A 6,124-nucleotide genomic window follows, 5' to 3' on the forward strand; every position below is an offset into this window, starting at 1 on the left:
GTTCGGGGCGGCGGGCGCTCTTCTTTCCGGGAGCGTCCCGCTGACGCGGGCCGCGGGAGACTTCCTCCGCGGCCGCGCGTTCAGGGTGCAAGACTACTTGAACTTCAGGTTGCGCGCCGAAAGATCAAGCGAACCCTGGGTGCCCGGCTCCCAGATCACGTTCTTCTGCTTGCCGTAGATCATCGGCAGCGAATAGATCGGGCAGGCGAGCGGGTTCTGCGCGAACACCTCGAGCATGCCCTTCCAGGCGGCCTTGCGCTCGGCGGGGTCGGTGGACGACTCGAGCACCTTGCCCAATTCACCGAACTTCACGTACTCGGGCGTGTGCTCGAAGTAGCCCTTCGTATCCCAGAAGGCGCCCGGCTTCATGCGGCGCCAGAGCTGCGAGGCCGGGTCGGGGAAGTAGGCCGAGAGTGAGGCGTTGTTGATTTCGCGCGTGGGGCCGTCGGCCTCGACCTGCGTCCAGTTCTCCTTCACTTCGATCTTGACGTTGATGCCGACGGCCTTCAGCATCGCGGCGAGCGCCTGCGAGACGGTGAGCTCCTGGGTGTAGTAGCCCGCCTGGATGCGCCAGACGATCTCCTCGCCCTTGTAGCCGGACTTCTTCACGAGCTCGCGGGCGAGCTTCGGGTCGTAGAGCTTCTTGTCGAGTTCGGGGATGTAGAGCTCGCCGAAGGTCTTGCTCTGGAAGCTGTTGGCGGCCGTCGTCGTGCCGCCGAAGAGCGCGTTCGCGAGGAGGTCGCGGTCGATCGCGTGCAGGAACGCCTGACGCAGGAGCGGGCTCTCCATCACCTTGTTCGACTTGTTGTCGAAGACGAGCGAGTAGATGTTGTCGATCGGGCCGCCCACGACGTCGATCCTGCCGTCCTTCGAGAGGGGCTTCACCTGATCGGGCGGAACCTCGGTGATGAGGTCGAACTCACCCGAGCGCAGACCCGCGACGCGCGAGGAGAGTTCGGGGACTTCGACGAAGGAGAGCTTCGCCGCCGGGGCCTTCTCGCCCCAGTAGCCGTCGAAGCGCTCGAGGTCGAGGCGGTTGCCGAGCTTGAAGTTGACGATCTTGTAGGGACCCGTGCCGATCGGCTTCTTGATCCAGTTCTCCCACGAGCCCGCCTTCTTGAAGCCGTCCTCGGAGATGATCTCGGACATGCGGGCGGCGAAGCGGCGCTCGATGAGCGGGTCGGAGGTCTTCATCGTGACGCGCACGGTGTAGTCGTCGACCTTCTCGACGGACTTCAGGCCGCCGAGGAACTCCTGCGCGGCCGGACGCCCCGGGGCTTTCTCGCCCATGAAGCGCTCCTCGCCGAAGGAGAAGACGACGTCGTCGGCCGTGAGGTCGGTGCCATCCTGGAACTTCACGCCGCGGCGGAGCTTGAACTCGACCGTTTCGGGCGAGATGCGCTTCCAGGACTCGGCGAGCCCCGGCGAGAGCTCGCCCGTCTTCTGGTCGGCGTGGATGAGCGTCTCGAAGATCGAGAAGGACACGCGCTCGAGGGCGTTGTTGTTCTTGCCCTGGGGCTCGATGATCTGCGGGATCTGCGGCATCGCCACGACCATGTGTTCGGCGCTCGCCCAGGCCTGGCCGGCGAAGGCGCAGGCGGCGAGAACGGCGCAGGCAAGCGCCTGGCGGCGCGCGGAAATGAGGTTCTTCATTGTTTGATCTTCTCTATGCTGTGGATGTGGAGACGCTCTGGGAGTGGTCATGGGCTGAGCGCCCCGCGAAGCGCGTGAGGAGCGCCGAGCGGGGGGCGGCCCGGCGAACGACGCCGGAGTCATTCTTGGCGTCCTGCACGAACATTCCATCACGATTGTGTTGCAGATCCGTGACGCAGGCATCGCCCAAAAGGCGTAAAGGGGCGGCGGCGCGCATGAAGAGGAACCCCGATGCGCGCGCGGCGATGCCGGTATGATCGGCATCATCGCAACAAAGTCTGAAGGACGCGGAAGGGAAAAACAATGCCTGATATTACTCAGGGCGGACACGTGATCGATTATGAGCGGCGCTTCGGCGGCGTCGCGCGCCTCTACGGCCGCGAAGGGGCGGCCGCCGTCGCCCGGACGCGCTTCTGCGTCGTGGGGGTTGGGGGCGTGGGCTCCTGGGCGGTCGAGGCGCTCGCGCGCACCGGCGCGGAGTCGCTCACGCTGATCGACCTCGACAACGTCGCCGAGAGCAACACCAACCGGCAGATCCAGGCTCTGGGCGACGCCTACGGGCTCGCGAAAATTGAGGCTCTGCGCCGCCGCATCGCCCTCATCAATCCGAGGGCGCAGGTGGAGCTGATCGAGGAGTTCGTCGACGAGGAGAACGCCGGGGACCTCATCCCCGCCGACGCGGTCGTGCTCGACTGCATCGACCGGGTGCGCGCCAAGGCGGCGATGATCGCTGCGGTGCGCCGCCGCGGGCAGTTCATCGTGACCTCCGGCGCCGCGGGCGGCCGCACGGACCCGCTGCGGATCGAATCGGGCGACCTCGGGCGCATCTCGGGCGACCCGCTTCTCGCGTCCGTCCGCTACCGGCTCAGAAAGGAATACGGCTTCCCCAAGGCTGCGCCCGACGCGGGCCGGCCGGGCAGGCCCCTCGCGCCCGCCTTCCGCGTGCCCTGCGTCTTTTCGGCCGAACCCGTGAAGAAGCCCCTCGGCGACGAGGCCTGCACGATCGGCGCCGGCGGCGGCGCCGCGCTCGCCTGCGCGGGGTACGGCTCCGGCGTCGTTGTCACCGCCCCGATGGGGATGGCCGTTGCGGCGATCGCGCTCAACGAGGCCGTGCGGCGCGCGCAAAGCTAGGGGCCCGGCTCAACTCAAAGAAACAAGAGACGCGAAGGGCGGCGCTCTCTCGGGGAGGGAGGCGCTGCCCTTTGTAGTTCGGAGCGCCGCGCGGTGCGGCGTCGTTTGCCCTTAAGCCCCGAGCGGGAGGCGCGCCGCGACGATCGCGGCGAAGGCCTCGACGGCGTAGCCGAGCGCGAGGTCGTTGAAGTCGAACCCCGGGTTGTGCAGGGCCGCCGTGTGGGCTTCGTCCCGGAGCCCGAGGCGCATGTAGACGCCCGGGACCTTCTCGGACATGAAGGCGAAGTCTTCGCCTCCCATCATCGCGAGCTGCTTGGTCTTCACGTTCTCTTCGCCGAAGACGGGCGTGAGGGCCGCGACCGCAGCCTCGGTGAGTGCGGGGTCGTTCATCTGCGGCGGATAGCGGCGCTGGTAGTCGAGCTTCACTTCGCCCCCGAAGGTCATGCCCACGCCCGCGCAGATCTCGTTGAAGCGCTTCTCGATGAGTTCGCGCACGGCCGGGTTGAGCGTGCGGATCGTCGCCGAGAGCGCGACGCGCTGCGGAATGACGGTGGGCGCGAGGGGGTCGCCCGCGTGGATGAAGCAGCACGAAACGACGGCCGACTCCGCCGAATTCACGTTTCTCGAGACGATCGTCTGCAACGCGAGGATGAGCTCGGCGGCCGCGGGCATCGGGTCGATCGTTTCATGCGGACGCGCGCCGTGTCCGCCGCGGCCTTCGACGGCCATCTCAGCGATGTCGACCGAGGCGGTCATCGCCCCTTCGCGCAGCGCAATGGAGCCGAGCGGGTTCTGCGGGTCGCCGTGGATCGCGTAGACCTCCGAGCACGGGAACTTCTCGAAGAGCCCGTCCTTGATCATCAGGTCCGCGCCCGCCCAGCCTTCCTCGCCCGGCTGGAAGATCACCGCGACGGAGCCGGCGAACCCGCGGTGGCGCGAAAGGTAGGCGCAGGTCGCCATCGCGCCGGCCGCATGGCCGTCGTGGCCGCAGAGGTGCGCGCGCTTCTCGACCGTGCTCTTCCAGGGCGTTGAGGTCTCGTCCTGAATCGGAAGCGCGTCGATGTCGCCGCGGATGCCGATCATGGGGCCGGGCGCCGCGCCCTTGATGAGCGCCACCACACCGTTCTTCTCGACGCGCTCGACGCGGTCGACCGGGAGGGTCTTGAGGAACGCCTCGATCCGCTCGGCCGTGCGGGCGGTTTCCATGCCGATTTCGGGGTGCCGGTGCAGATCGCGGCGGAATTCAACAATGCGCGCGGCCTCTTGCGGGCCGAGCAGTTCTTCAAGCGTACGGGCCATCTTCTTCTGAAGTCCTCTTCATCCATGTGCGCGCCCCGTCGGGATGGGGAGCGCTAGGGTCTTGTCATGCGCTCCATTATGGGCCCGCGGAGGGGAGTCGGCGCCCGGCCTCTCCCGGTACTTCGCCCGAGGCGCCTTGCCGCGGAGGGCGCTCATGAGAGCGCGCACGAGTCGAAAATGTGCTTAGACTCAAGCATGGACGAATCCACTTCCCGGCAAAGGCCACCCGTGACGAAGAAAGACCAGACTGCAGCTCCCCGCCGCCCCCGTATTTTTGAGGGCGGCTGCTCGACCATCGTGGTGGGACGCGCCGCCTCCGCCACGGGCCGCATCCTGGTCGGGCACAACGAGGACAACGACGGGCGGATCGTCACGAACCGCATCTGGGTGCCCGCGGCCGACCATGCCGCAGAGGAGCGCCTCGCGTTTGAACCGGGCGCCGCGGTGCTCCCGCAGGCCCCGCACACGCTCGCGCACTGTTGGACGCAGACGCTCCACCCCCAGGGCGCGTCCTATTCGGACTCCTTCATCAACGAGGCGGGCGTCCTCGTCGTCTCCAACAACTGCAACCAGACCTGGGAACGCGACGAACCCGTCGTGGACGGGGGCGTGGGCTACGCCGTGCGGCGCCTCATCGCCGAGCGCGCCCGCACGGCCCGCGAAGGCGTGGAGATCGCGCTCGATCTGCAGACGCGGTGGGGCTATCGGGGGGAGGGCCGCACCTACACCATCGCCGACCCGCACGAAGCCTGGCAGGTGTTTCTGCTGCGCGGCCACCGCTGGGCGGCGCGCCGCATCCAGGACGACGAGGTGGTCTTCACGGCGAACGCCTTCGCGCTCGACCGCATCGACGACGTGCCGCCCGAAGACGTGATGCTCTCGCCCGACCTCGTGGACTACGCCGTGCGCACCGGGCGCTATCTCCCCGAAAACGGCCTCGACCACGCGGACTTCTCGTTCCGCCGCGCCTATCAGCCGCCCGAGCGCCGCTACGCGCTCTGGAACTTCGACCGCGCGCGCACGGCCTGGGAGTACCTCACGGGCCGGCGCTTCAACAATCCCGAGACCATTCCCTACGCCGTCCGGCCCGCGCTCAAGGTCGGGACGGCGGACGTGATGCACGTCCTCGCCTCACGGAGCGCCTACGAGGAGCGCCGCGGATTCGGCCCCGAACACCGCACGATGCGCGACGTCTCAAACGTCGGGACCTTCGACGCGGCGGTCTATGAACTTCACGAGGAACCGCTCCTCACGACGGGGTGGCGCGCGTCGGGGCGCCCCTCGCAGCTTCCCTTCACGCCCTTCTTCCCGCTCGCAGGCCCGCCCGTCGCGGAGACGCTCCTCGACCTTGAATCCGCGCGCCGGGCGCACTTCTCGCCGCCCCGCGAAGTCTTCGACTGGCGCGCCGACCGCCCGCTCTGGCGGGGGCTCGCCGCCCAAACGCTCGCCGACTGGACGGACTTCGACCTCCCCGCCTGGTGGCGGCCCCTGATCGGCTCGCGGGTGCAGGAGGGCGCGAAGATCCGGCGCGCCGCCTCGGAGCTCGCGGCCGCGGCCGGCCTCGAGCGCGCCCGGGCGTTCCTTCACGACTGGAACGAACGCGTCTTCGCCGAGGCCGACGCCGTGGTCTTCGCGGCCTTCCCCGCGATGCGCCCCGTGCCTATCGAGGTGCTCGCCGCGGAACTTTCGCCCGGCATGGGCGAGGTGGAGGCGGCGCTTCATCCGGCCGCGGGCTTTGATCCGGCGAAGATCGACCCCGACACGGTCACCTTCGGTACGGCGACGCCGACGGAGGACGTCGAATGGAACGCGCGCCGTGGGCGGGTCTGCGGGATGACGGTCGAGGAGGACGGCTCCGTGCGGCTGCGCTTCCCCGCCGAAGACGTGCTGCGGCTTGCGCTCCCGGGCGTCCTCACCGACTTCTGGATCTTCGGGCTGGTCGAGGACCGACCCTTCGGCGGATTCGACGTGGTGCGGGTAGCGGGAGAAAAGCCGGACGAATGAGCGCCGGACCGCTTTGATGCGGCCGCCCGGGTCTCCC

At 68.5% G+C, this 6,124-nt stretch carries 4 protein-coding genes; 2 read left to right on the forward strand and 2 right to left on the reverse strand.

Annotated features, from left to right (window positions below; all coding sequences use genetic code 11):
• Positions 1-93: 93 nt before the first annotated feature.
• Positions 94-1,653 carry an ABC transporter substrate-binding protein gene (locus ACT6Y9_RS07870; protein ID WP_443744128.1) on the reverse strand — a complete coding sequence of 520 codons (1,560 nt, stop codon included), beginning with the start codon at positions 1,651-1,653 and terminating at the stop codon, positions 94-96.
• Positions 1,654-1,956: 303 nt separating this feature from the next.
• Here ACT6Y9_RS07870 and ACT6Y9_RS07875 point away from each other — a divergent pair, with 303 nt between their 5' ends.
• Positions 1,957-2,784, forward strand: coding sequence for a tRNA threonylcarbamoyladenosine dehydratase (locus tag ACT6Y9_RS07875; protein ID WP_443744129.1), 828 nt, complete (start codon positions 1,957-1,959; stop codon positions 2,782-2,784).
• A 111-nt stretch (positions 2,785-2,895) separates the two neighbouring features.
• On the opposite strand, the gene ACT6Y9_RS07880 is transcribed toward ACT6Y9_RS07875, so the two are convergent.
• Positions 2,896-4,083, reverse strand: a complete 1,188-nt coding sequence (locus tag ACT6Y9_RS07880) for a M20 metallopeptidase family protein (protein WP_443744130.1) — start codon at positions 4,081-4,083, stop codon at positions 2,896-2,898.
• Between the two features lie 228 nt (positions 4,084-4,311).
• Between ACT6Y9_RS07880 and ACT6Y9_RS07885 the strand changes: the two genes are divergently transcribed.
• Positions 4,312-6,087, forward strand: coding sequence for a C69 family dipeptidase (locus tag ACT6Y9_RS07885; protein WP_443744131.1), 1,776 nt, complete (start codon positions 4,312-4,314; stop codon positions 6,085-6,087).
• Positions 6,088-6,124 lie beyond the last annotated feature (37 nt).

It is taken from the genome of Sutterella sp. (assembly GCF_052272535.1).
In the GTDB taxonomy this organism is placed as follows: Bacteria; Pseudomonadota; Gammaproteobacteria; order Burkholderiales; family Burkholderiaceae_F; genus Sutterella.